Raw genomic sequence first — 22969 nt, forward strand, 5'->3', positions numbered from 1 at the left:
GACTGTTAAGTAAAGAGGCCCCGATGACCGAACAAAAACCACCCATTACATTTAGGCAAATATCTCAACCTGCCCACCGGCAGATCACGGTGTCGCTGCTATTGGCGGTGCTGGCGGCGTTTTTGTCGCTGGTGCCGGTAATCGTGCTGGTTGAGCTGGTGCGCACCGTAATGCTGTCCTTCCAGGGAGAGCCGATAGATGCGTCAAAGCTGTGGCTGCTAGTCGCGGCGCTCATGGTGGCCACCGTCCTACATGGACAGGCAACCGTGAAGAGCCTCCAGGTAAGCCACCAGGCCGACGGCCTTTTGGGCGAGCACTTACGCCAGCAGCAGATTACCAAGCTGGGTAGGCTCCCGCTGTCTTGGTTTACGCGGACACCTTCGGGGACTGTGAAAACCTACATCGAAGACGACGTCACCAAGATCCACCAGCTCATCGCCCACGCGCCGCACGATTATTCGGCCGGTGTACTCGTACCGCTATTGAGCCTGGGATACATGTTCGTGGTGGACTGGCGGATAGGCCTGCTGGGCCTGGTACCACTGCTGTTGGCAGTGGCCACCATGCCGTTTATGATGCGCGAGTTTCAAGAAAAGGCGGAGAAATTTAAGTCCAGCCAGAAGCAGCTAGACGCCGCCGTCGTAGAGTTGGTGCGCGGCATCCCGGTTATCAAGGTGTTTGTTCCGGAAGGCTACGACGAGAGCATTTTCCTTAGTCGTTCCCGGAGTTTTGGTGGGTTCTATCGCGAGTGGTTGCACGCCACCGTACACCCCACCGCTTTGATGAAGATCTTCACCTCCACCGGGTTTGGCCTGCTGGTGGTAGCCGCGGCCAGCCCGTGGCTCATCACGTCTGCGGGCGTACCAGTGGCCGATGTGCTGGCAGCGTTTTTGTTGATCAACAACATCGCCGCGCCTCTGCTTATGCTTTCGCGCACTAACATCATGTTTTCGGAGGCGAAGGCTGCCGCGGCGGATCTCACCGAGTTCTTCAACATCCCGGTATTGCCGCCCGCTGCTGGCGGCAGGGAGCCTGCAAACGCCGGAATTGAGTTGAAAGATTTAAGCTTCTCCTACGTGCCGGACACCCCGGTGCTTTCCGGCATTAACCAAAAACTTACCGCCGGCAGCATCACTGCGGTGGTGGGACCTTCCGGCTCGGGGAAGTCCACGTTAGCCGCGCTCATCCCCCGGCTATTAGACCCCACGGAGGGGTCGGTGCGCATTGGTGGCGTCCCTAGTACTGATCTCCGATCTGACCAGCTCTACCGTAGGGTAGGGTTCGTCTTCCAGGACCCTTACCTTATGCGGATGAGCGTGCGGGATAACATTCGCCTCGCTCACCCGGAGGCCACCGACGCAGACGTGGTTCGCGCCGCCCGCGCCGCCCAGATTCATGAGCGCATTACCCATCTGCCGCGCGGCTACGACTCGGTGGTGGGAGAGGACGCGCAGCTTTCCGGTGGCGAGCAGCAGCGGCTGGCTATTGCCCGGTCCATCTTGCTCGACGCGCCGATCCTCGTGTTGGATGAGGCCACCGCTTTTGCGGATCCGGACTCCGAGGCCGCGATCCAGCGGGCCATTACCGAGCTGGTGGCCGGGCGCACGCTAGTAGTTATCGCACACCGGCTCCACACGATCACCGGCGCTGACCGGATCCTCATGCTGGAAAACGGTGAGGTCACCGAAGCAGGCACTCACGAAGAGTTAGTGGCGGCAGGCAAGGGCTACGCCACGATGTGGGCACGCTACCAAACCGCGCAGGCGGGCATCCAAGGGGAGGAAAAATAATGATCCGCACGCTCTATTCACTGGGCAGTCCGGCTGATCGTCGCCGTCTGGTGCTGGTCCTTACGCTAATTGGGATTTCCGCGGTGGCGTTGGCCATTGGCCTTATCCTCATTGCACTGTTTTTGGACACGCTGTTTAGCGAAGATCCCGCGCAGGCCGCAGCATGGTTGCCCTGGATCATTATCTCCGTCCTCGTCTACGCCGCCGCAGACTGGCCCACTGAGGTTATTGCCCAGGACCTGGGGCATGATTACGTGCTGCGCATCCACCGGCTTATCGCCGATCGCACGGCACAGCTACCCCTGGGCTATTTTGAAGAAGATCGCGCCGGCCAGATCGGTGTTGTAGCCACCAGCGGTGCGCTGTTTGCCGCTAACGCGCCGGCAATGATGCTGCGGCCCATGCTGCACGGTGCTGCCTCGGCCGGTTTGGCTTGCGTGTTTCTCATCGCCGTGGACTGGCGGCTGGGGCTGGTTACCGTTGCAGTGGCTGCCGTGGTGTGGTTCGCCTATAACCGCCTAATGCGGCAGTACCGCGTGGCAGAGCGCCAGAAGGGCGAGCGCAACGAGCACGGCGCCGCGGAGGTGCTGGAGTTCGCCCAGGTGCAGCCGGTGCTGCGCATGGCTGGGCCGGATTCGCTGGGGGAGCGCGCCGTGCGCGCCTCGATTCGAGAGCAGCTTAGCGCCCAGCAGCACACCCAGAAGACAGGTGAGATGATCATGGGTCGTCTGGCTTTAATCATCATGGTCGGTACCGTGGTCATTGATGCCCTGGCCACCGTGCTACTTCTCAACCACTGGCTAGAAGCAGGCACCTACATTGGCGTCATTGTGTTGGTGTTCATCCTGGCTCGCGTTGCTATGTCGGGCATACCCTACGGCGAGGGCTTGGAATCCGCGCGCAATACCTTAGATGAGATCCAAAAGATCCTCGATGCGCGGGTGTTGCCGGAGCCTGCGGTTCCGGCGGCGCCACGCGACTATGGCATCGAGTTCGATGGGGTGGGCTTTGGCTACGAACCCAACACCCCAGTGGTCCGCGACGTGAGTTTCCGCGTGGCGCCCGGAACTACTACTGCGTTGGTGGGTCCCAGCGGCTGCGGCAAGAGCACCTTGCTAAAACTTGCGGCACGCTTCTATGACGTTGACCAGGGGACCATCCGTATCGGTGGTGTGGATATTCGCGATCTTGGCTCCCGGGCGGTGTTGGATTCGCTGGCTATGGTGTTCCAATACGTGTACCTCTTCGAGGACACACTGTATGAAAACATCCGCCTGGGCTGCCACAATGCAACGCGGGAGGAGGTGCTCCGCGCAGCGGAGTTGGCCGGTGTCACCGAGATTGCCCGGCAGCTGCCGCAGGGGTTTGACACCCTGATTAGCGAGGGCGGGCAGAATCTCTCCGGTGGTGAGCGTCAGCGTGTCTCCATCGCTCGTGCGCTACTGAAGGACGCGCGGATCGTGCTGCTTGATGAGGCGACTAGCTCTCTAGACGTGCAGAATGAGCACCTTGTGATGCGCGGTATGAAAACGCTTTCTGCCGAGCGCACCATCGTCGTCATTGCGCACCGGCTGCACACCATCCGCGACGCGGACCAGATTGTGATGATGAGTCCCTCCGGCACCGTGGAGTCTATCGGCAACCACGAGGAACTCATGGAGAGTTCCCCACGCTACCGCAGCTTCTGGGGTGAAAAGAGCGACGCCACCAGCTGGAAGCTGTAGGGACTAGCTGTCGCGGCCGCGTAGATACCGCACCGTGCGCGCCAGTGCGAGATCATCGCACGGTTCGCAGGCGGTAAGGCGGCCTTTTTCCACGCGCAGGAGAAGATCGCAGCACCGCGCCACCAGCTCCATGTCATGGGTTACTACCAAAACGGTCTTGCCCTGCCGGGCTAGGGCGTCTAGCAGGTGGGCCACCCGGTGCATGCGGCACAGGTCCAGCCCGCTGGTGGGTTCATCGAAGACGATTACCTCGCGCTCACTTAGGACTGCTGAGGCGATGGCCACGCGCTGGCGTTCGCCGCCCGAAAGCGACATCGGGTGCCGGGCCCGCTTGTCCGCGAGATCAAGTGCACCAAGCACCTCGGTAAGGCGCGCTTCGTTTTTCCCATCCGGTCCACTGGTGCCGATGATTACGTCGGACTCCACGCTCTCCCCGAAAAGCTGGTGGTTTACGTCCTGCATTACTAAATAGGACTGGCGCAGGCGCTGCCGGGGACCCGAGAGCGAGCGGTTATTGATGTCCACCACGCCGGTGGCCTTAGATTCCAGGCCAGTCAGAACGCGCACAAAGGTAGATTTTCCGGCCCCGTTGCGTCCTACCACGCCGATGACTTGTCCTTGCGGCAACTCCGTGTGGCTGATGCTCAGGGATGGCTCTGTAGCCTTGGGGTAGGTGAACTGTAGCTTTTTGAGCACCATCGTGCCACTTGAAGGGCGTGGCTCGCGGGTCACCTCGGGGACCTGCTGCGCTGAGCGCAAGCCCATGCGGTACAGTTCGGCCTTGTCTAGGGTGCGAAACTCCGAGCCGCTGAGATCATGAGCGATCTGCCCGTCCTGCATAACCAGCACTCGGTCCACGATGTCAACTAGGTAGGAAAGCCGATGCTCAGCGATCAGGACGGTGCGGCCCTGTGTCTTCCACTGCGCGACGATGCGGCGCAGCTCATCGACGGCGGCGAGGTCGAGATTTGATGATGGTTCGTCTAGTAGTAGTACCTGTGGGTGCATCGCGGCCACTGAAGCGCATGCTATTTTTTGTTTCTGGCCGCCGGAAAGTGTGAACAGGTGCCGGTCGAGGAGATGAACCATGCCGAAATCTGCGGAAAGTTCCCCAATACGCTGTCGAATCTCGTTGGGCGCCACGCCGAGGTTTTCGCAGCCAAAGGCGAGTTCGCTGGCTACTTCCAGCGTGAAAAATTGCGACTTGGGGTTTTGGAACACTGAGCCTACGCGTTCGGCGATGTCGTGTGGGTGGGCATGAGTGATGTCTTCGTCGTCCAGCAGCACCTCCCCCGAAATCTGGGCGTCGCAGAACGTGTGCGCCACGCCGTTTATCAGGCGTAGCAGGCTGGACTTACCGCAGCCTGATTCGCCACACACTAGAACTAGTTCGCCCTTCGCCACGGTGAGATTTACGTGGTGCAGCACCGGCTCCGCTGTGTTTTGACCATAGGATAGTGACACATCGTGCAGCTTTATCACGGCAGCATCACTATATTTACCAGTAGTAGGATCAGGGACACGACGAGCACGCTTATGACTATTGCGTCGCCTACGCGGAAGCCTATCTCGCACAGCGTGGTTCGTCGGCGAGGCGAGCCCAATCCGCGGGTCACTGCAGACATAGCCAGCTCGTTGCCGATGCTCACAACGGACGCCAACAGTGGCACAAAGCGGTATTCGAGCATAGCGATCGGGTTGCGCAGGCCCGAGATGCCACGCATCTGCATGGCGGTGCGGATATCGCGGTATTCCTCGAGAATCGTCGGGAAGAACCGGAACATGATGGACGTGGGGATGGTCAGGGCGTCGGGGCTCCGCATGCGCTGCATCGCGGCCATGAATTCGCTGGCCGAGACGGTGCGTAGTAGGTACCAGCAGCACGTGATACCAGGGAGGATGAGCGAAAGCCCTGCGAACCACGTAGCGCACACGTCCACGATGATGTGGCGCTCGGGCAGGGCCTGTACCACCACCGCAGGAAAGCCGGCGAGCACCGCGAAGGTGAGTGCGTATCGCAGTGCAGCGGCCACCATGCCGGAGGCGAGGAAAAGTGCCCCGGGAACGGCAATGAGCATCCACCGGGCGGTGCTGCCCAGCGCCCCACTGGACCCGGCCGGTGAGATGAGCACCGAGGACACCACGAGGATGACCAGCACCGTGGTGCGTGGGTCCAGATGGAGTCCCGCTGTGTGCGTGCCTGATCCGGGCAAAGTGGGCGACATCAGGCGATTCCTGCTCGCTGGAAGTGCTTGGTGAAGATGCGCCGGCCGAGGATCCCGCCGAGGATCCCGCAGACGAAGGTTACTATCACAATGATGAGGAATAGCCAAGTCATCTGGCCAATAGAGGTGAGGCCATCCGCGAAACTAGCACCATATTTGGTCTGCATGCCGCTGCTCTCTATGTAGCGCCGAGTGGTGAAGAAAAGCGGAATATATGATGCGGTGGGTGACACTGCTATAAAGGCATAGGCGATCACACTGTGTATTGCGCTCGTATACTTGCCGGCGCGCAAAATTAACTCGGCAAACACGGCCATGACCAAGCTGAGCAGCAGTGGCCATATGCCTAAACCAAGCAGCAGGCTGGCGAGGCCGCTGAGAAGAAGGAATATGAAGACCATGCCGGGCTTGTGCACCTTGGCCAAGAACAGCATCATCGGGATGCCCAGGATGAGGGCCTGAACGCTGGTGATCATCACGTAGGTGATGGGGGTGATGCCGATGAAGGCGATGACCACGCCGGCTACCAAGTTGATGACGAAGAAGATGCCGATGTTCATCAGGTCGGTGATGTTCAGCCGTCCTGCTTTTGCATCTTTCGGGGTGGTGTGGGGAGTACTGGGCATGATGTTTCCTTTCAGATTAGGCTGCTTGTGCGTAGCACTGGGTTGGGGGCAAGTGGCTTGTCAGGTGAGTGAAACAGGTGTGGCATGAACTCTAAATTTCGCCTTCTTCTACGTCGCTGCCGACGATGTCGGCGATCAGGTCGGACAATTCTCGGACCGTTGGATGGTTGAATACGTCACGTATGGAGATCTCTACTGACATTTCTCGACGAATCGAGTTAGTAAGCCGCACGGCCGTGAGCGAGTCGGCACCGATGGTGAAGAAGTCATCGTCGATGCTGATCTCCTTGGGCCCGAGGAGTTCTTGCAAGATGGTAATGATACCCGAATCTCGGTGATTACGAGAGCGTTCCCTTGTTTGTGGTTGTTCAAAGGTTTTTCCTTCTAAACTCTTGCGATCAATCTTGCCGTTCCAAGACCGTGGTAGCCCATCAATGCGTGATATCACGCGTGGACGCATATAGGCAGGGAGAGACTCGGCGAGGTGGTTATTGAGTGCTGCCATGTTAAAGCCCTCATGCGTAACAACGTAGAGAACAATGCCATGGTCGTTGACAGCGACGCAATCGCGGAGTTCGTTGAATTTTCGTGCTGTTGACTCGATCTCACCGAGTTCGATGCGGTAGCCGTTGACCTTAACCTGACCGTCCTCGCGCCCCAGGAAGATGATGTGACCAAGGTGATTGTAGAGGGCCTTGTCGCCCGTGCGGTACATTCGTTCGCCGGTGCGGGGGTGGGTGATGAATGATGCTGCGGTCTTCTCTGGGTCCTTCCAGTACCCCATGGCCAGGCCACGTCCGGCAATGTAAAGGTCTCCCGGCACATGCGTGGGTCGGGGGTTCAGGGCCTCATCGAGGATGTACATTCGCTGATTTGCCAGCGGCGTTCCATAGGGAATGCTGGTACGCGAGGCATCATCGACGCCTACCTCGTACCAGTTTGACCATATCGATGCCTCGGTAGCACCCCCAGCAGCGAAAACTGTGCAGTCCCGGAAGAGGGTGCTGACCTGGTAAGCGATATTTACAGGTATCCAATCTCCGCTGAGTAGTGCCGACCGTACGGAGGAACCAATGAGGCTCCGTTCGCGGAGGTGTTCCACGTACATCGAAAAAAGTGCTGGCACAGAGTTCCACAGCGTCACCGAGTGCGTAGTTACGGCATCTGCCCAGCACTGCGGATCACGTTTGTCTGCTGGAGATGGCAACACCAAGGTAGCACCCCGCGCGAACATCCCGAAGATGTCGTATACCGATAGATCGAAGTTTAGCTCTGAAATCCCCAATATCCGGTCGGTCGGAGTCACCCCGAGGCGTTCGTTGACATCGACAATCGTATTGACCGCCGACTCGTGGGTGATGGCTACTCCTTTGGGAGTGCCCGTCGTACCAGACGTGTAGATGACGTACGCAAGCGAGCTGGGTGTCGGACTCGATTCGCTTAAGGCCTGGTCACCTGGCCGATGCCGGGCGACATCGGCCAGAGTGATGACTGTGCAGTGCTCGGCTAACGCAGCGAAATCATCGTCCGGATGGTCCATCGCAACAATGGATGCACCCGCATCGTTGATGATGGAAGTGTTACGCCCCACCGGTTGGTCCACGCTCAGCGGCAAGTAGGCGCATCCGGCCTTCATTGCGCCTAGTACCGCTGCGATCTGTTGTGCGGACTTTTCCATCATGATGCCAACGAGATCACCAGGCGCCGGGTCAGTTGCAGCAATAAGCTGGGCCCACTTATCCGACTGCTCATTGAGTTGCTCGTATGTCCATTGCGTGGTGGCGTCTATCACCGCGAGGTTGTCACCATGCTCGGCAAGTCCCTTCTGATACAGCCCCAGTAGGCTCTTATCCGCTCCGGGGAGTTCCCGGTCTGTGTCGTTGATTCGATCTGCGGTGGGCGCGTTGGTCGTCGGAGCTATGGTACTGGTGGGCGCGTTCCAGAGTTCAGGGGACTCTGCGAGGTGCGAGAGAGTGGCTGTAAGGCTGGTGAAAAGCTCCGCCACCATGTCGTCGGGGAAGATCGCCTCGACCGCGTCCATATTCAGCATCAGGCCACCATCGTGTTCATAGACCTGGAGGTCCATCCATACCTGTGGCGTCTGCGATAGGCCATGATCGATTACGCCCAGGTAAGGACTCTGATCTGACTCGGGGTGCTCCACGACGCCCAGGCCACACGTGAAGACCACCGGCATGGTTACCCGAGCACCGCGTTGCTTAGTAAGCATTCGCTGCACCGACACGCCGGAGACACTGCCGTGATCGAGATTGCTGAACATGCGCCTGTGTAGCGCTGCAGCGCGGTCCCGGAACGATGGTGCACACTGGGTATCCACGCTGAGAATAGATAGGCTGGTGAAGTCGCCAACTATGTGGTCAACCTCGGGGGCGAACCGAGTGCGGTCGAACCGGGTCAGGTTGATGCTAAGTCGCGGCTCATCGCTGTACCTCGCTAGGACTTCGGCGTATACCTCGGCTAGGAATACGGCTTCGGTCATCCCCTCCTCACGTACCCGTTGCTTAATCCGGCGCCACTTCGCAGCGTCCACCAGGGCGTGGTGGCGGCAAAACTGCGAGGTATTAGCGCCGTTTGTGTCGGTCACCGGCAACTGCGGTGCAGGATAAATAGTATCCACTGCCGATTCCCAATAGGCTTGGTCACGCTTATGGATGTCGCTGTGTGACAGTTCAATCGTGGCTTCGACATAGTCTTTAAATGAATAGGGGATTGCCGGATCGAGACTGTCTACGCCGTGGTCGTAGGCCTGCTTCCACTCACGGAAAATGTGGAACATGCTCCAGCCGTCGATAAACAAGTTATCGAAACTTAAAAGCAGTCGACCCGCGTCGGGCTCGGCTACGTAGCGCACGTCAAAGCATGGCCACTGAGTGGGATCAAACTTCTGGCGGGACATTTCCTCTCGGATTTCATCGAGAGTATCCTCATTGTCGGCGTTGCCGGAGCGAATGAGGGCAATGCGGTAGCGTGGTACTTCGGGCAACACACGCTGACTCAATCCGTCCTCACACACGACGGTGCGCAGCATGGGATGGCGTTTAATCAGGGCATTGAACGCGTCTTCCACTCGCTCCGGGTCTAGGCAGGCAGTGGACATTTCAAAGTAACAGTGGCTGGAAACGTCGCCGAGTTCGATGGCTCCAGAGCTGCCGATGAGATAGGACTGCTGCACCTCAGTCAGCGGGAACGGAGCGTACTGTTCAGACCCGTGAACAATCTTGGGAAGATCCGATTGCTGGTGGGGGACTTCGGCTATCTGGTCAATTCGGGCGGCCATGTCGCGCAGCAACGGAACGTCAAAGATATTCTCTAACGGAAATTCCACGCCAAAACACTGTTCGATGGTACGGCGCAGGCGTGTTGCTGTGAGAGAATCACCACCCAAGCGAAAGTAGTCTGAGTTCACGTTGGAGCTGGTGTGCAGCAGCTCATCCCAGATATCGATGAGCCGTTTCTCGGTGGCGGTGTGCGGAAGTTCGGTGACAGCGGGCTCGTTGTCGAAGTATTCCGGCACTAATGCTGTGAGCGCTTTGCGGTCAATCTTGCCGTTGCTGGTGAGTGGAAACTTCGCTAGCTCCAGGATGCGTTTCGGTAGCATGTACTCCGGAAGGCGGGTGGCCAGTAGGTTTGTAGCCTTGGCATAGTCAGAATCGCATAGTGTGACCGATTCGTTGGAACTAGCGCGTTCGGCGATGATAAGCGCCGTCGTTTTAGTGATCTCTACATGCTCTACAGGTTTCCACCCAGTGCGCTGCAGGATTTCTTTCCAGCTGCGGGCGCTGAGTAGTACTGTACCGGTTTCGGCCCGAGCGTCCGTGGTATTGTTGGCAATAAATGCGGCGGTGATATCGGACATCGGGGAGGGGGCAGTGGGCTCTACCACCACCATCGTTGCTCCAGGGGCGCTGAGGCCCCAGGCCTCACAGAGCGTTTTCTCGATGTCCTCGCTCTGGTGCAGCGTCTGGTTGCACAGCACCAAGTCCGCCTTCGTCACTGCCTCCCCAGGAGTCGGTTGGGGCGTGCTAGTGACTCCGAGCTGGCGGTACGTGAAGGTGTTACCAACACGTTGTCCGGCATGTTCGAGGTGATGACGATAGGGATCAGCGAGCACGTATGCGCTCGTCCCCGCGATAGCCGCGTAGTCCGCAGAGGCCTCGGGTCGGCGTGACCCGATCTCAAGAATCTTGAGCTCGCTGGTTGAGTGGGTACTGCATTCACGCACAACCGCGCCGAGGACCCGGTGAACCAACCGACCCAACGGACGGGTTGCGAGGAATTGCTCCACCGACATCGAATCTGGGCTTTGGATGAACTCAGCGATACTGCGCTGCTTCTCCGCCATTACGAAGGCTTGCTCGAAGGGGGTGACAAAACGCTCTAACGCGCCGAACGACTCGTCGTCTAGAAGCAAGTCTGCGGTAGCCGGGTGTTCATCTGCTTTGCCTAGCCATGTCTGCCAGCGATTACGGTGTTCGCGGAGGTGGTTTGGGGTCCCCACGCCGGTGAGTTGCTCCTCCCAGCGTCGCATCACTGAGAAGGCATATGCGGTCTGTAAATGCTCATCGTGCTCGACGGACGTGCGGATGTCGCCCTCGGTCAGCACGTCGTTGACTTTGGCGCGCAATGACGTCGCAAACTGCTCCGGAGTAGTTCGGGCAACATGTGACGGTGTGAACTGAGCAAACGTAACCAAAGATGGTGACGATGATGCACCTTGGTGCGTGATACACACGGCACGCTCTATTGGCAGCAACGCTTCACACGCGGACTCGATCTCGCCGAGTTCGATGCGGTGGCCACGAACTTTGACTTGGTTATCCGAGCGGCCTAAAAACTCGATCGTCCCATCGGCCCAGAACCGGCCCATATCGCCTGTGCGGTACCAACGTGAGTCCTCCGAGATTACGAACTTAGTTTCGGTGAGTCCGGGGTCGCCGACATATTGTGTAGCTACGCCCAGGCCGCCAATCCACAGCTCCCCCACAGAATAATCGGGACAGTCCTGGCCATTGCTGGACACCACCCGGTACATCTGTTTGGCAAGCGGCCGACCATAGGGAATTGAGGTCCACTCGGGTGACACTACATCGAGGTCGAGACCATTGGACCAGATAGATGCCTCCGTCGCACCGCCCATAGCTAATAGGTGTGCCTGCGGGGTAACCGTGCGCATGCGCTCAGGCAGGCTGGTATCAATCCAGTCGCCAGATAGCAGAACATGGCGTATGCTGCTGAGCTTGCCCGGTGTCCGATCAGCCGCAGATAAAAGCATCTCAAACAAAGTAGGCACCGAATTCCAGATAGTTATGCCTAAACTATCCACCAGCGATACCCACTTCTTGGCGTCGCGGCGCGCATCATCTGGGATGGTTACCAGTTCGCCGCCAGCAGAAAGGAGCCCGAAGGCGTCGTACACCGAGAGATCGAAATCAAAGGAAGATACGCTTAGTAGGCGGTCTGTCGGACCAACGCCCAGGCGACGGTTGATCTCGCTAATGGTGTTCCATGCAGCACCGTGGCAAATCTCGACTCCTTTTGGTGTTCCAGTGGTCCCAGAGGTGTAGATTACATAGGCTGGGTCTTGTGGATGCAGCTGCGGAAGATTGGCTGTGCCGGTAGCGCTCGTGAAATCTACTACCTGAACTGCAGTTTCGCTCAGAACCTTATCGGGTCGGTCAGTAATCAGATGCGTTACTTGGCTTGCCCCCAAGAGAGCGGCAATACGAGATTCCGGTTGCTGTAGACTCACCGGTACATATGCTCCGCCCGCCATCATCGCGGCTAGCGCACCAATAATCTGGCGAGGACCACGCTCCACCATCACTGCAATCAAAGCGCCTCGCCCAACCCCGGAATTCACCAAAGCAGAGGCGATGGTGGTGGCTTGCTCTTCCAAATCTTGGTAGGTAATAACGTCGCCGCTTGCACTGCGAATGGCCGTGGCCTGGGGGTGGCACCGTGCAGCGGCAATCACCTCATCGACAAGGGTGGTGTCAGGCAGCCGCCAAGAGGCAACTTCGGCACGTGACGCTCGACGGGCCTGCGCTCCTGGGCTCTCTACCGGGTCTGAATGCGAGAGATCGTCGGTGATTGCCTTGTCAATCTCCATCACTAGGGTGGCGAAGAGATCGTCCAGCATCTTCTCGGGGAACAACTGTTCAACTGCGTCGCAGACGATTAGGAAGCCGTTGACGGTGGTGAAGACTTGGAGGTCAATCCACACCTGGGGGGTCTGGGAGATCATGTAGCTAATCTCTCCGAAGGTATCTATAAACTCTTGGCCAACCAGTGGGTCTCCCAGGTTGCAGGAGAACACCACGGGAGCCAAAACTTGCTCACCTCTGGAAGCACGTAGGTCTCGCAGCACCCGCACCGCCGAATACTGTGAATGTGACGAATCCTCATAGAAAGAGGCCTGTATATCCTTGAGGTCCTCGCTGAAAGTGCGGCGTGTGGACTGATCGATACTGGTGAGTGTCAGGGCGGTAAAGTCTGCGACGACATTCTTTATCGCTGTGTCTGAACCGCGGTTGAACAGAGGTACGGCCATGAGGAATTTTTTATTCTCGCTCCATTGGCCGATGGTGCGGGCGTAGGCGGTCAGCAACACCATTGCTGGGGTAGTAGCGTGGTGTTCACACACCTCACGCAAGCGCGACCAAGTTGCCGAATCGAATGATCGACTGCGGCGTACAAACCGGTGTGCTTGTTCCTCGTTGGTGCCGTGGCTCATCGGCAAGGTTGGGGCACCCGGCAACTCGGAGAGGCGATTGCGCCAGTATGCCTGGTCACGGTCGATATCGGCGACGCCTTCGCGAGCGTGTCCAGCGAGGTAGCGAGCGAAACTCCACGACGGGTCGGCGTCGGGGGCTTCACCGGTGGCGTAATGGTGGGCGAGGTCGTGCAAGATAATTTGGAAACTCTGCACATCGCACACAAGCAGGTCGATATCGAAGTGAATAACTGCTACATCCTGAGGGAGGAGGCTGACTTCTAAAGATACCACATGGCCGGTAGCTATGTCCAACAGTCGGTGCGAAAGGCGTTCGCGCGTGGATAGCAGAGCTTCTTCGCGCGTGGACTCGTCCATCTTGGTGAGGTCATGAACGAGGATGGTGGGGTGGGGCGGCTCTGGCAGCACATATTGCTTGCCATCTTCGGTGTAGCAGGCGCGCAACATCGGGTGGGAACGTAGCAGCGTCAGCCAGCTTTGTTGCAATCGGTCGATATTGATACTGCGGGATTCGACCTCTACGTAGCCGTGGGTGCCCACCCCGCCCAGTTGCTGCGAGGAATTGCGGCCAATCCAATAGGCGTATTGGACATCTGTGAGGTCAAAGGGTACGGAATCGTCGATGGGAGCGGCAAACCCATCTTTGGGGGACTCAATGGCGTCAGTGCTGTGGTTTGGTGTGGATTCTACAAGCATCTTCGCCCACTGCCTTACCGTTGGGGCGCGCATGAAATCTCCAAAGGAGACGCGGTGTCCCTGTTTCATCCAATCAGCGAGCAGACGGACTGTTGGAAGTGACTCCAGGCCGTGGGAGAGCAGGTTGTCGTCGATGCCGATTTCGGCATCTTCGCCGAGGATCTGGTGGAGCGAGGCGAGGAGTTCTTCGCGAATTTGTTCCTCTTTGATCATGGTCTTGTCCTCTCAGCTTTGTTCGGATTCACGGTCAGTAAATTGCGCTGCCGCGAGAGCACGCAGCTTTTTCTTGTCGACCTTGCCTATGTTGATCAGTGGAATTTCGTCGACAGTGATCACCTGGTCCGGCACCTTGTATCGGGATACGCCTCGGGTGAGGAAATCATCCAGAATGGCGGAGCGGTTAACGCCTGGTTGGGCGACGATGGCTGCAACGGTGCGCTCTCCCAGTGCTCTATCTGGCATTGGGAAGACGGCTGCAGCACTAATGCCTGGAGTTCCAGACAAGAGTGTCTCGACCTCAGAAGGGGAGACGTTTTCGCCCAGGCGATTGATCTGTTCAACCACGCGCCCGCACAGCACCAGGTTGCCGTCCTCGGTAAGGTAGCCACGGTCACCGGTGCGGAAGAAACCATCCTCGGTGAAACAGTCCGGGGTATCGCGGTTTCCTTCGTAGCCGAAGAAAGTATAAGGGCCCTTTTCTAGTATCTCTCCCGGCTCGCCTCCCGGGCCATCGATTACCAACTCGTCAGCATCAGAGATGGGACGACCTTGCGTGCCAAGAATCACCGCTGGAGGGTCATCAATACGCGTGAACGTAGTGATGCCTTCACCCATGCCATAACCCTGGTGGATACGCACACCGAAACGATCCTGTATTGCCTCACCTAAGCCGTCGTTAAGCGCCGCTGCGCCAATGATAATTCGCTCCAAGGAAGAGAAATCTGCGGGAAACCACTCTGCGGCCTCCACCCACACCTGGGCTACCGCAGGAACTAGTGCAGTCAGCGTGACCCCGTGGGTCGCAATGGCCGGAAACGCCTCATCGAAGGCTGCGCTGGTGCACAGAACCACAGTGCCGCCCGAAAGCAAGGTGCCCAGAATCCCGGGCTGAGCTAAGGCGAAATCATGAGAGGTAGATAGAACCGCCAAGTATACCGTATCTGGCCCGACGCCGCAGCACTGTGCCGCCGCACGGGTGTTATATGCATACGCCTCATGTACCCGGGGAATTATTTTTGGCATGTTCGTGGTTCCGCCAGACAAAAGATTCAGCGCAACGCTGCGTGGATCCGGCCACTTAGTAGGCGGAGAACATTTGGTAGAAATCGGGGCAGTGAAGAGACCTGGCAGAACTCGGTACGAGGACTCCTTGTCGTGCGTGGGTCCGTTATCGGCCCACAGTTCTTTGAGTCCGAGCTCGCCGGGTCCCATAGCCTCTACCATGGCTACGGTGTCAAAACCGAGATGGTCGCGGCCACCGATATAAGCAACTGGGTGTAAAGACTCACACAACGCTGCAACTTCGGCCTCTCTATGCGCGGGAAGCAGCAGGGTTGGGATAGCACCCACGCGCATCAGCGCAAGCAGAGTCACCACATACGCTGCGGTGTTTGGCAGTTGCAGTAGCACGTGGTCTCCTGGCGAGAGGCCGCTTTCTCGTAGCTCCTCGGTGAACACACAAAGTGATTGCTCGAGTTGTGCGTAGGTCAGGTGTGCGTCGTCAGCGATGACAGCTACATGGTCCGAATAAATCTCGGATGATTCGAACAGTTCCTGGCACAGGCTTTTTCGGGCCAGGTGGCCGGTGCCTTCGTAATGCTTCAACACACTGTTGCGGTCGATATCGCGCCCTCTCATGCAAACTCCAAATCAATCGTGCCTGTGCCGGAACGGCAGGTGAGGCCGCCGTCGACACCAACGTGCTTACAAATGCTTAATGTCTTCTCACTGGCCGCAAAATCGATGTCGGTTATGTGGGTAATCCCGTTAGGATGCGGGGTGCTGCGATGGGTATCAATGGCAAAGGGGGTCACGAAAAGCGGGATCGCCCAGTCGTCGGGTGACAGACACCAGCAGGCGAGCCGTCTGCCAGCGGGATCCTTGCGGGAGAACGGGATTGTCAGGCTCTTGGTTTGATGAGAATCAAAAATCTCCTTTATGTGGTCAAATTCCTTGCGCTGCGCCTCCAGTACCACCCGTGAGTACCCCTGTGACATGGTGGCGAATCTGTCATAGGAGTCGACGAATTTTCCATTGCCAGTAAGGTGTAAAAGTTGGCGGAAAAACGGTGGTACGTCGGCTCGCTCTCGTATCTCCAGGTAGGGACCCTCGCAGAAATAAATAAGCGCGCTTGCAGCGTTTTTCTGTTGTCCTGGTTCAACGTCAAAGCCGCGCGAACGGAAGTAATTAATTGAGTTCTCTAGGTCGTCTGCTTTATAGATAATGTGTCCCACATTAGCCATTTCGTTGTTCCCTCTCCGTGAAGAACGGAAGTAGTGAGGGTACGTTCTCCTGTAGCAGGCAGGTGGCATGAGAACCGGCCACGGCATGTATCTGCAGGTTGCCGAGCACGGTCGCTGGCCAATCGATGTCTCCGCCTAGGCTCGGGTAAAAACCAGTTACACCTTCGGTAGGCTGCAGTACGACTACATCACCGAAATAGACATCGGGGACGTAGTCGATGGTTCCGAGTAACGAATGCCGGAAGACATCGTATAGGATGTCCAGCATCCCGCGAGTGGACTCGGAGTCTGTGTCGAATTCACGGATGCTTCGGTAGATGAGTTTGCGGCGCGCCCTGGGACTCAACACCGCCATCTTTTGGAAGAATTCCCCGATATCTGCGTATGGGCCTTCAAGGGTACACAGTTCTTCGTCACTGATATTGCGGTTGATGCCATCAAGGGTGTGCTCCAGGGCTGCTGCGAGGGTTTTGAGGTCGAAGTTCGCCCCCATTGCACTTAGGTCAGCGTTGAAAATGCACCCATAGGCGAGCTCACACAGCAGTTCATTAGTGACCCGGTGCGGGCACTGGTGGGTGCTGATGCAAGTTACCTGGCGCACGTCGCGGCCGAGTTCGGTGAGCGCCTTCGCGGTCTCCAGCGCTAACATACCGCCAATGCAGTAGCCGACCAACTGATAAGATTCCATATCCAACTCATCAAGTTCCTGGGCGTAGCTCTGGGCCAGATCCCTGATCAGCGTACGGGTTGTGTAGTCCAGGAATCGATCTGCGTCACCAGCGGTAAAACCAACGTGGGCAATCTCTGGCTGGCGTTGAAGCAGTTCGGGCATCAAGAACTCGTAGTCCTTCAGGCGGCCAGTGCCAGCGTGGATCATCACGCGGCAGAACGTTGCGTCCTTCGGCAATCGGTATACATGCAGATTTGAAGACCCAGTTGGAGAGCCACTGGCTACAGTAGACAGAGCAGTCAGTTCAGGGGAGGTATGATTAGCAGAATTAACGGCTTTTAATGCTTCGGGTTGACAGCTACTTCCTGCAGCCTGTGCTAGCGCGGAAATGCCTGCGATGGTTGGCACCTTGAGTACGCCACGCATAAGGGCGTCCCACGTGTGCTGCTGTAGGCCAGGTATTTCTTGGCGGAGCCGGGTTACCGTTTCGGCCATGAGCAGTGAGTCACCCCCAAGCGCATAGAAGTCATCATTGCGCCCAACCTCCGTGGTGTCGAGGACATCGCGCCAGATAGTCGCTATCTGCTCTTCCGTTTCGTTGCGTGGAGGATCGATCCGGTTGTTGGGGCTTCCCACCGGTTCTAAGCAGAGTTGCGCTAGGGCCTTGCGGTCTACCTTGCCATTTGAGGTTAACGGCAATTCCGGTAGTACATTGACGGAAGCCGGAACCATGTAACCCGGTAGGTGAGCACGCAGGTAGCCCAGAATGTCTTCACTGTTGAGCGTGGGGACATCGTCGTCATCGGCACCAACGATGATGAGTCGTTGCCCGCATTCGCGCAACGGGTCACTAGTGTTTGGGTACTCCGCGATGCGGTGCATCTGGGTATCCCTGAAGACCTGATCCCACTGCGCGTCCTCGATGAACACCTTGTGTGATTCCGCACGGTGGTCCGTGAAATCAACCAGATTCATCTTGATGGACACCGAGATAAGGGCTGCGTAAAGTTCAGTGATCGGCTCTACTATGACGATCACGCCCCCGGGGCGGCGCAGCTGCTTTAAGCGGGTGAATGACTCCTCGATATTTACTGAATTATGCAGTACGTTGGCGCACAAAATGATGTCGTAACCGCCGAACTCTACATCTTGCGATGTGCAGTCTGAGTTCATATCAAACAGGCCATAGGTCATGGCACCACAATGCGCGAACATTTTTTGGGCTTTATGTAGGAAGAATGTCGAAATATCGGTGAAGCGGTATTCGATTACGTTCTCGGGGAGTCGGCTAACAATTTTTTCCGTCGTAGCACCTATGCCAGCGCCGACCTCGAGGATCCTTACCGGATGATCAGCGTGGTGCTCGGCAATGCCGATCACTGCCTCTGCGGCCGCAGCATTCATCGCCTTGCTAATGCGGTTTTCGCCGTAAATGGTGCGGGCGTTATGGGTATCTCCCTCCGGGAAGAACACCTCGGTGGGACTGATCTCTCCGCGCAACTGGGAAAGAAGCGCCTCAGCTGCGTGCCGTTGGTAATTGAATAATTCCTTACTGTTATTGATTTCCGCTTCCATGTTGCCGAACTGATCCCAGGCCTCTCCGAACACGAAGAAGTCCAGGGTCTGTTGGCTGACAGTCCAACCCTCATCATCCTTAGTGGCTAAGCCTTCTCCAGTCAGAATATTGAGCCAACGGGTTATGAGTTCGCGATACTCTTCGGAGGGATGGATCGCCGCGGTGATTTCCGTAAGAGTGTGGTATTTTCCTGCAACGAGGAAAACACCGGCTTGTTGGAAAGCCGCGAGCAAAGCAGCCATCGCGGCTTCGTTTCCCAGCCGCATCCATGTGGCAAATATTCCCGTGTCAAGGCTCGTATCTGCAGGTGTCCAGCGCTGCTCAAGCATTGTACGGAGCTCCGAGTTTCTGATTTGCCCAGCATCCTTGAGCTCATCTTTGTCGCTCTGTGCATCAGTGACGAAAGCATGTAGTTTAATTGGGTCACTGGTTTCCTGGGTGAGTACTATAGCGCGTTCGACGAAGTCGTTGGATTCGAGGACTCCTTCTATCTCGCCGGTTTCCACTCGATAGCCGTTGATTTTTAGTTGATTGTCCCGACGGCCGTGAAACTCGATTACGCCGTCTGGGCGGTAGCTTCCTATATCCCCGGTAGCGTACATACGTGTGCCATGCTTTTCGGAAAAGAAAAATTTCTCTGCTGTGGAGGTTGGATCGTTGAGGTAACCGGTGGCTAGGCTTTCCCCGGAAATATGGATTTGCCCTCGCACCCAGTCCGGACACTCATTGCAGGCCTCGTCGAGCACCCACATTCCTTGGTTGGGTAACGCGGTACCATATGGTATGCTAGTTTCATTTGTGTGACAGGTCATCGGGTGGAAAATCGACCATATTCCGCCCTCCGTGGCGCCGCCGAGGCTGATGAGTTCAGCATTAGGGAAGTGGGGTGCAGCATGCGCTGGGAGAGTGCCCGGGATCCTGTCTCCGGACAGCATAACCAGGTCTAGGCTGAGGATGTTCGGGTGACGGGTCACCTCTACCTCTCGCACAAGCATTTGGAACAGTGCAGGAACAGAGTTCCAGGTATCGACGTTGTTATCAACAAGGAAATCGATCCATTTGCTGGGGTTTCGCGATTCCTCGTCTAACGGCAGGACCAAAGTGCCACCGCTTGCGAAGGTACCGAAGATGTCATACACGGATAAGTCAAAGGATAACTTCGATACCCCCAATACCGTGCGTCTTTTATTTCGGCCGAGGAGATTGTTCACGCTATCTATGGTGTTCATTGCAGCCGAGTGCGTAACGACAACACCTTTTGGAATTCCGGTGCTGCCTGAGGTGAAGATGATGTAGGCGGTTTCGGTGGGGGAAACCGGTGAGGCTATGGTGCCACTGTACTGTATCGGGCTGAGAGTATCGACGTTGATGTTGGAGATATCGGTATTTTCTTCGGAGAAATGAGAATTAGTGATGACGTTGGCAGGACGACACGCTTCTATCATTGAACGTTGGCGGATTGCGGGTTGCTCGTGATCGATCGGCACGTAGGCTGCACCAGTTGATACCACGGCAACAGCGGCAGCTATTTGCCATACTCCGTTACCTAGGACGATGGCAATGTAATCTCCGGGACCGACATCAGAGAGCTCATGCTGTAATGCCCCGACGTAGCCAGCCAGATGTTGGTAGCTGTAGGTTTTTCCGCCACACACCAGCGCTGGCTGGTGTGGGTGCTGCTGGACGTTATCCCAAAACCCGTCGTGGAGGCATCGGGTGGTCTGCTGTACGTGGGTTTTGTGAATGCGGTTACGGATGGCGATCGTCTTATCGGGCAAGTGGACTGAATCAGTTTCCTGCCACGCCGAACCGTCGTCGACCAGGCGATCGAGTAGGTCGGTAAATGACTCCCACATGTCGTCGATCAACGCCGGTTCAAAGACGTCCTCTCGCACGTCCCAGTTGACGTTGCAAGAGCCTCCGTCCTGGAATGCCTGACAGTCAATCCATACCTGCGGCGTTCGGCTTACGCCGGAGACAAGGTTGTAGGCCGGACCATTGTTGTGCGGTGTGTCTGCACCCAACGCGCTGGTGAATACTACCGGGATTACCGCGGGCTGCCCGGTAGTGCGGGCTATATCGCGCAACACGTCAACCCCGGAATACGCAGCGTGTGATAGCTCTTCGGATAGCTGCTCCTGGGTTGCGTGCACGCGCTCACTAAAGGTTCCAGTGTGCGGATGGCAAGCATGTAGGGTCATCTCGGTAAAGTCTCCGATAATACGGTTGATTCCGGCAATGGCAGAATCTCGGTTCATCGAAGTGACATTGACGCAAAAGTCACTTGTGGAGGACCAACGGCGCAGTACATCGGCGTAGGCGGTAAGTAGCGTCGCCGAAGGAGTGACGCCGTGAGTGCTTGCTGCGTCGGTGAGCTTTGACCATGCTGCTGGCGAGCATCGCCAGGTACGCCGGGTGAAACGCACCGGCATTTCGGATGTGCGATCGGCTGAGGTCAGCGTCGGCAGTAAGGGTTTGCCGGACAACGAGGGGATGATCTCGGACCAGTACTTTTTTGCATTGGTGCGTGCAGCGAAGCCAGCGGCACTCTGGCTGTGGTGGTTACGGGAGGTGATTATATCCCGAAACGTGGTGTCCTCTAGTTCCGGTAGAACGTTACCTGCGTAGAGAGTTAGAAGTTCCTCGACCATCACCCTCACGCTTACAAAGTCGGCGATGATCATGTCCACCGAAAACTGTAGGATGCTGCATTCGTCAAATTGCAAAAGCTGGAATTCGTGCAGTGGCCAGGTGCCCAACGGGTAGCTACGGTTTTCCAATTTTGCGCGGTGACGAAGATACTCGGCGTCCGGGACATCTGGGTTGTGGCCCGCGAGGTCTACAGCTTGTAGCACCGGCAAACTGCGAGATTTAACCACCTGCAGCGAATCCGGTGGAACGACCACTGCAGAGAGCATGTCATGGCGCTGGATGAGTTCGTGCCAGGCCTGTTCAAGGCGGCTGCGATCAAGGCGTTCCGTTCGTATTTCGGCGTAGCTGTGGCACCCGGTGCCACCCAGATCATAGCCTTCGTTCTGACCGGTTGCGTATGCGCGCTGAATATCGGTCATGGGGAAGGGGGCGAACCGTGCTTGCTCATCATGCGGAACGGCCTCCCGCTCACGCAACCATGCCAAAACCTTTTCCTTATTTGACCTTAAGGCCGCGAGGTCTTCCTCGCGCAAGGAACCCTTGGGTGAACGGTAGTTGAGTCGATCGCCGTTCACCCATAGCGCTATACCGCGGGATTCAAGGTCGTTAATCAGCGCTGTGACATCCATGTTATCTCTCCTGTGTTCCGGTGGTTGGGGTTGTTTCGCTCAATGGGGGAGGTATGAGACTCCCCCAGCGGCCACATCAGACTCTCGAGACTGAGTGGTTCGGCATGCATAGCTGCTTGGACGGTACATGTGGGACCCAGTAATTGTCCGGTGCGCGCCCAGACTGCGCACAATGCCAGGAGGTATTCGGCTTCTTGCGCTTCGTTCTTGGAGCACGCCAACTTGTCATATACTTCGTTCAGAAACTCCGCAATGCCTGCAGGCCAGGTATGGTCGTAGAGGGCGACACGGGTAACGCACGGCTCGATAAGGAGATTCTCATGCAACTGTAGAGTGCTCAAACGATCATCGGCAGCAGTGCTTAGCAAGCCAGCTTGATCTCGTGGGATTGGGGTGTTTGGGTGCCAGATGATGGTTCCGTCAGTCTCGGTGAGCACCAGATTTCCGGCGTGCGTGAAAACAGTTATTCGATGCCCCACGTGAGCGAAATCGTCTGGCTTTTCTGGGTCGTTGTGATTAACCACGCGCAAGCAGAGCGGGGTTTTGCGTATCGAACCGGTGAGCGTAGTGAATATTCCGGTAACTTGGGTGTCGTCATCAAAGCTCCATGGGGTAAAACCGCCGGTAATCCTTCCGATGATATCGAGCGTTGAGAATAGAAAGTGAATGCTACATTCGGCGTCTATGTGGATGATTTTGAACTGCCTGGTTAGTGTTGTTGCGATTTCCAAGTACCGGGATATGGTTGGATTCCAGCGGTAGAAGGTGTTGAGCTTGAACTGCACGTTATTTTTCGCTGCCATCCGGTAGCAATCTACAGAGTCTTTCTTGTGGATCGGGTGCTCCATCACTACATGCTTGCCACGGCTTAAAAACTCTAGGGCGAGCTGCGTGCCGGAACCGCCAACGACGCTAGATCTGACCACCACACAGGCAAGATCAAAAGCGGGGAGATCTTCGATCTTGGTACACAGAGGTACGCCTAGCTGCTCTGCCAGCCGGCGCGACTGTTCGCTGCCCTGAGATAGGATTGCTACCAGCGAAAATTTATCCGCAAGCTTTTTTATCCCGTTGATGTATATACGGCCAAATGTTGTGCCGCATACGACGACGCGTACAGTGTTCATGCGACGGGCCTTTCTAGGTTCTGAGCCGAAATACCGGG

At 56.9% G+C, this 22969-nt stretch carries 10 protein-coding genes; 2 read left to right on the plus strand and 8 right to left on the minus strand.

Going from position 1 to position 22969, the window contains the following annotated elements:
• The first annotated feature begins 23 nt into the window (after positions 1-23).
• Both ACP8KU_RS00895 and ACP8KU_RS00900 read left to right on the plus strand, forming a co-directional pair.
• Positions 24-1790: an ABC transporter ATP-binding protein gene (locus ACP8KU_RS00895; RefSeq protein ID WP_014307393.1), complete on the plus strand. Its 1767-nt coding sequence runs from the start codon at positions 24-26 to the stop codon at positions 1788-1790.
• On the plus strand, positions 1790-3514 hold the full coding sequence (locus ACP8KU_RS00900; RefSeq protein WP_014303363.1) for an ABC transporter ATP-binding protein: 1725 nt from the start codon (positions 1790-1792) through the stop codon (positions 3512-3514). Before ACP8KU_RS00895 ends, ACP8KU_RS00900 begins: the two co-directional genes overlap by 1 nt.
• A gap of 3 nt (positions 3515-3517) precedes the next feature.
• Here the strand turns inward: ACP8KU_RS00900 and ACP8KU_RS00905 are convergent, their stop codons facing one another.
• The 8 genes from ACP8KU_RS00905 to ACP8KU_RS00940 form a co-directional block, all read right to left on the minus strand.
• Positions 3518-4978 carry an ABC transporter ATP-binding protein gene (locus tag ACP8KU_RS00905; RefSeq protein WP_227917020.1) on the minus strand — a complete coding sequence of 487 codons (1461 nt, stop codon included), beginning with the start codon at positions 4976-4978 and terminating at the stop codon, positions 3518-3520.
• 14 nt (positions 4979-4992) lie between these two features.
• Positions 4993-5739, minus strand: coding sequence for an energy-coupling factor transporter transmembrane component T (locus ACP8KU_RS00910; RefSeq protein ID WP_014303365.1), 747 nt, complete (start codon positions 5737-5739; stop codon positions 4993-4995).
• Complete coding sequence (locus ACP8KU_RS00915) at positions 5739-6365, minus strand: MptD family putative ECF transporter S component (protein ID WP_014307391.1); 627 nt, start codon at positions 6363-6365, stop codon at positions 5739-5741. The genes ACP8KU_RS00910 and ACP8KU_RS00915 overlap by 1 nt, the downstream gene beginning before the upstream one ends.
• Positions 6366-6456: 91 nt before the next feature.
• Positions 6457-14028 carry a non-ribosomal peptide synthetase gene (locus ACP8KU_RS00920; RefSeq protein WP_070684482.1) on the minus strand — a complete coding sequence of 2524 codons (7572 nt, stop codon included), beginning with the start codon at positions 14026-14028 and terminating at the stop codon, positions 6457-6459.
• Between the two features lie 12 nt (positions 14029-14040).
• Positions 14041-15672, minus strand: a complete 1632-nt coding sequence (locus ACP8KU_RS00925) for an AMP-binding protein (protein WP_284643944.1) — start codon at positions 15670-15672, stop codon at positions 14041-14043.
• Positions 15669-16277 carry a VOC family protein gene (locus ACP8KU_RS00930; protein ID WP_014303369.1) on the minus strand — a complete coding sequence of 203 codons (609 nt, stop codon included), beginning with the start codon at positions 16275-16277 and terminating at the stop codon, positions 15669-15671. The genes ACP8KU_RS00925 and ACP8KU_RS00930 overlap by 4 nt, the downstream gene beginning before the upstream one ends.
• Positions 16270-21804: a non-ribosomal peptide synthetase gene (locus ACP8KU_RS00935; protein WP_070419941.1), complete on the minus strand. Its 5535-nt coding sequence runs from the start codon at positions 21802-21804 to the stop codon at positions 16270-16272. The genes ACP8KU_RS00930 and ACP8KU_RS00935 overlap by 8 nt, the downstream gene beginning before the upstream one ends.
• Complete coding sequence (locus ACP8KU_RS00940; protein ID WP_014303371.1) at positions 21786-22931, minus strand: Gfo/Idh/MocA family oxidoreductase; 1146 nt, start codon at positions 22929-22931, stop codon at positions 21786-21788. The genes ACP8KU_RS00935 and ACP8KU_RS00940 overlap by 19 nt, the downstream gene beginning before the upstream one ends.
• Between the last annotated feature and the right edge of the window lie 38 nt (positions 22932-22969).

It is taken from the genome of Corynebacterium sp. LaCa_282 (assembly GCF_057198125.1).

Bases quoted from the DNA above. Each gene is read 5' to 3' on its own strand.
- ACP8KU_RS00895 (WP_014307393.1), top strand. From the start codon at position 24: ATGACCGAACAAAAACCACCCATTACATTTAGGCAAATATCTCAACCT.
- ACP8KU_RS00900 (WP_014303363.1), top strand. From the start codon at position 1,790: ATGATCCGCACGCTCTATTCACTGGGCAGTCCGGCTGATCGTCGCCGT.
- ACP8KU_RS00910 (WP_014303365.1), bottom strand. From the start codon at position 5,739: ATGTCGCCCACTTTGCCCGGATCAGGCACGCACACAGCGGGACTCCAT.
- ACP8KU_RS00915 (WP_014307391.1), bottom strand. From the start codon at position 6,365: ATGCCCAGTACTCCCCACACCACCCCGAAAGATGCAAAAGCAGGACGG.
- ACP8KU_RS00920 (WP_070684482.1), bottom strand. From the start codon at position 14,028: ATGATCAAAGAGGAACAAATTCGCGAAGAACTCCTCGCCTCGCTCCAC.
- ACP8KU_RS00925 (WP_284643944.1), bottom strand. From the start codon at position 15,672: ATGAGAGGGCGCGATATCGACCGCAACAGTGTGTTGAAGCATTACGAA.
- ACP8KU_RS00930 (WP_014303369.1), bottom strand. From the start codon at position 16,277: ATGGCTAATGTGGGACACATTATCTATAAAGCAGACGACCTAGAGAAC.
- ACP8KU_RS00935 (WP_070419941.1), bottom strand. From the start codon at position 21,804: ATGGATGTCACAGCGCTGATTAACGACCTTGAATCCCGCGGTATAGCG.
- ACP8KU_RS00940 (WP_014303371.1), bottom strand. From the start codon at position 22,931: ATGAACACTGTACGCGTCGTCGTATGCGGCACAACATTTGGCCGTATA.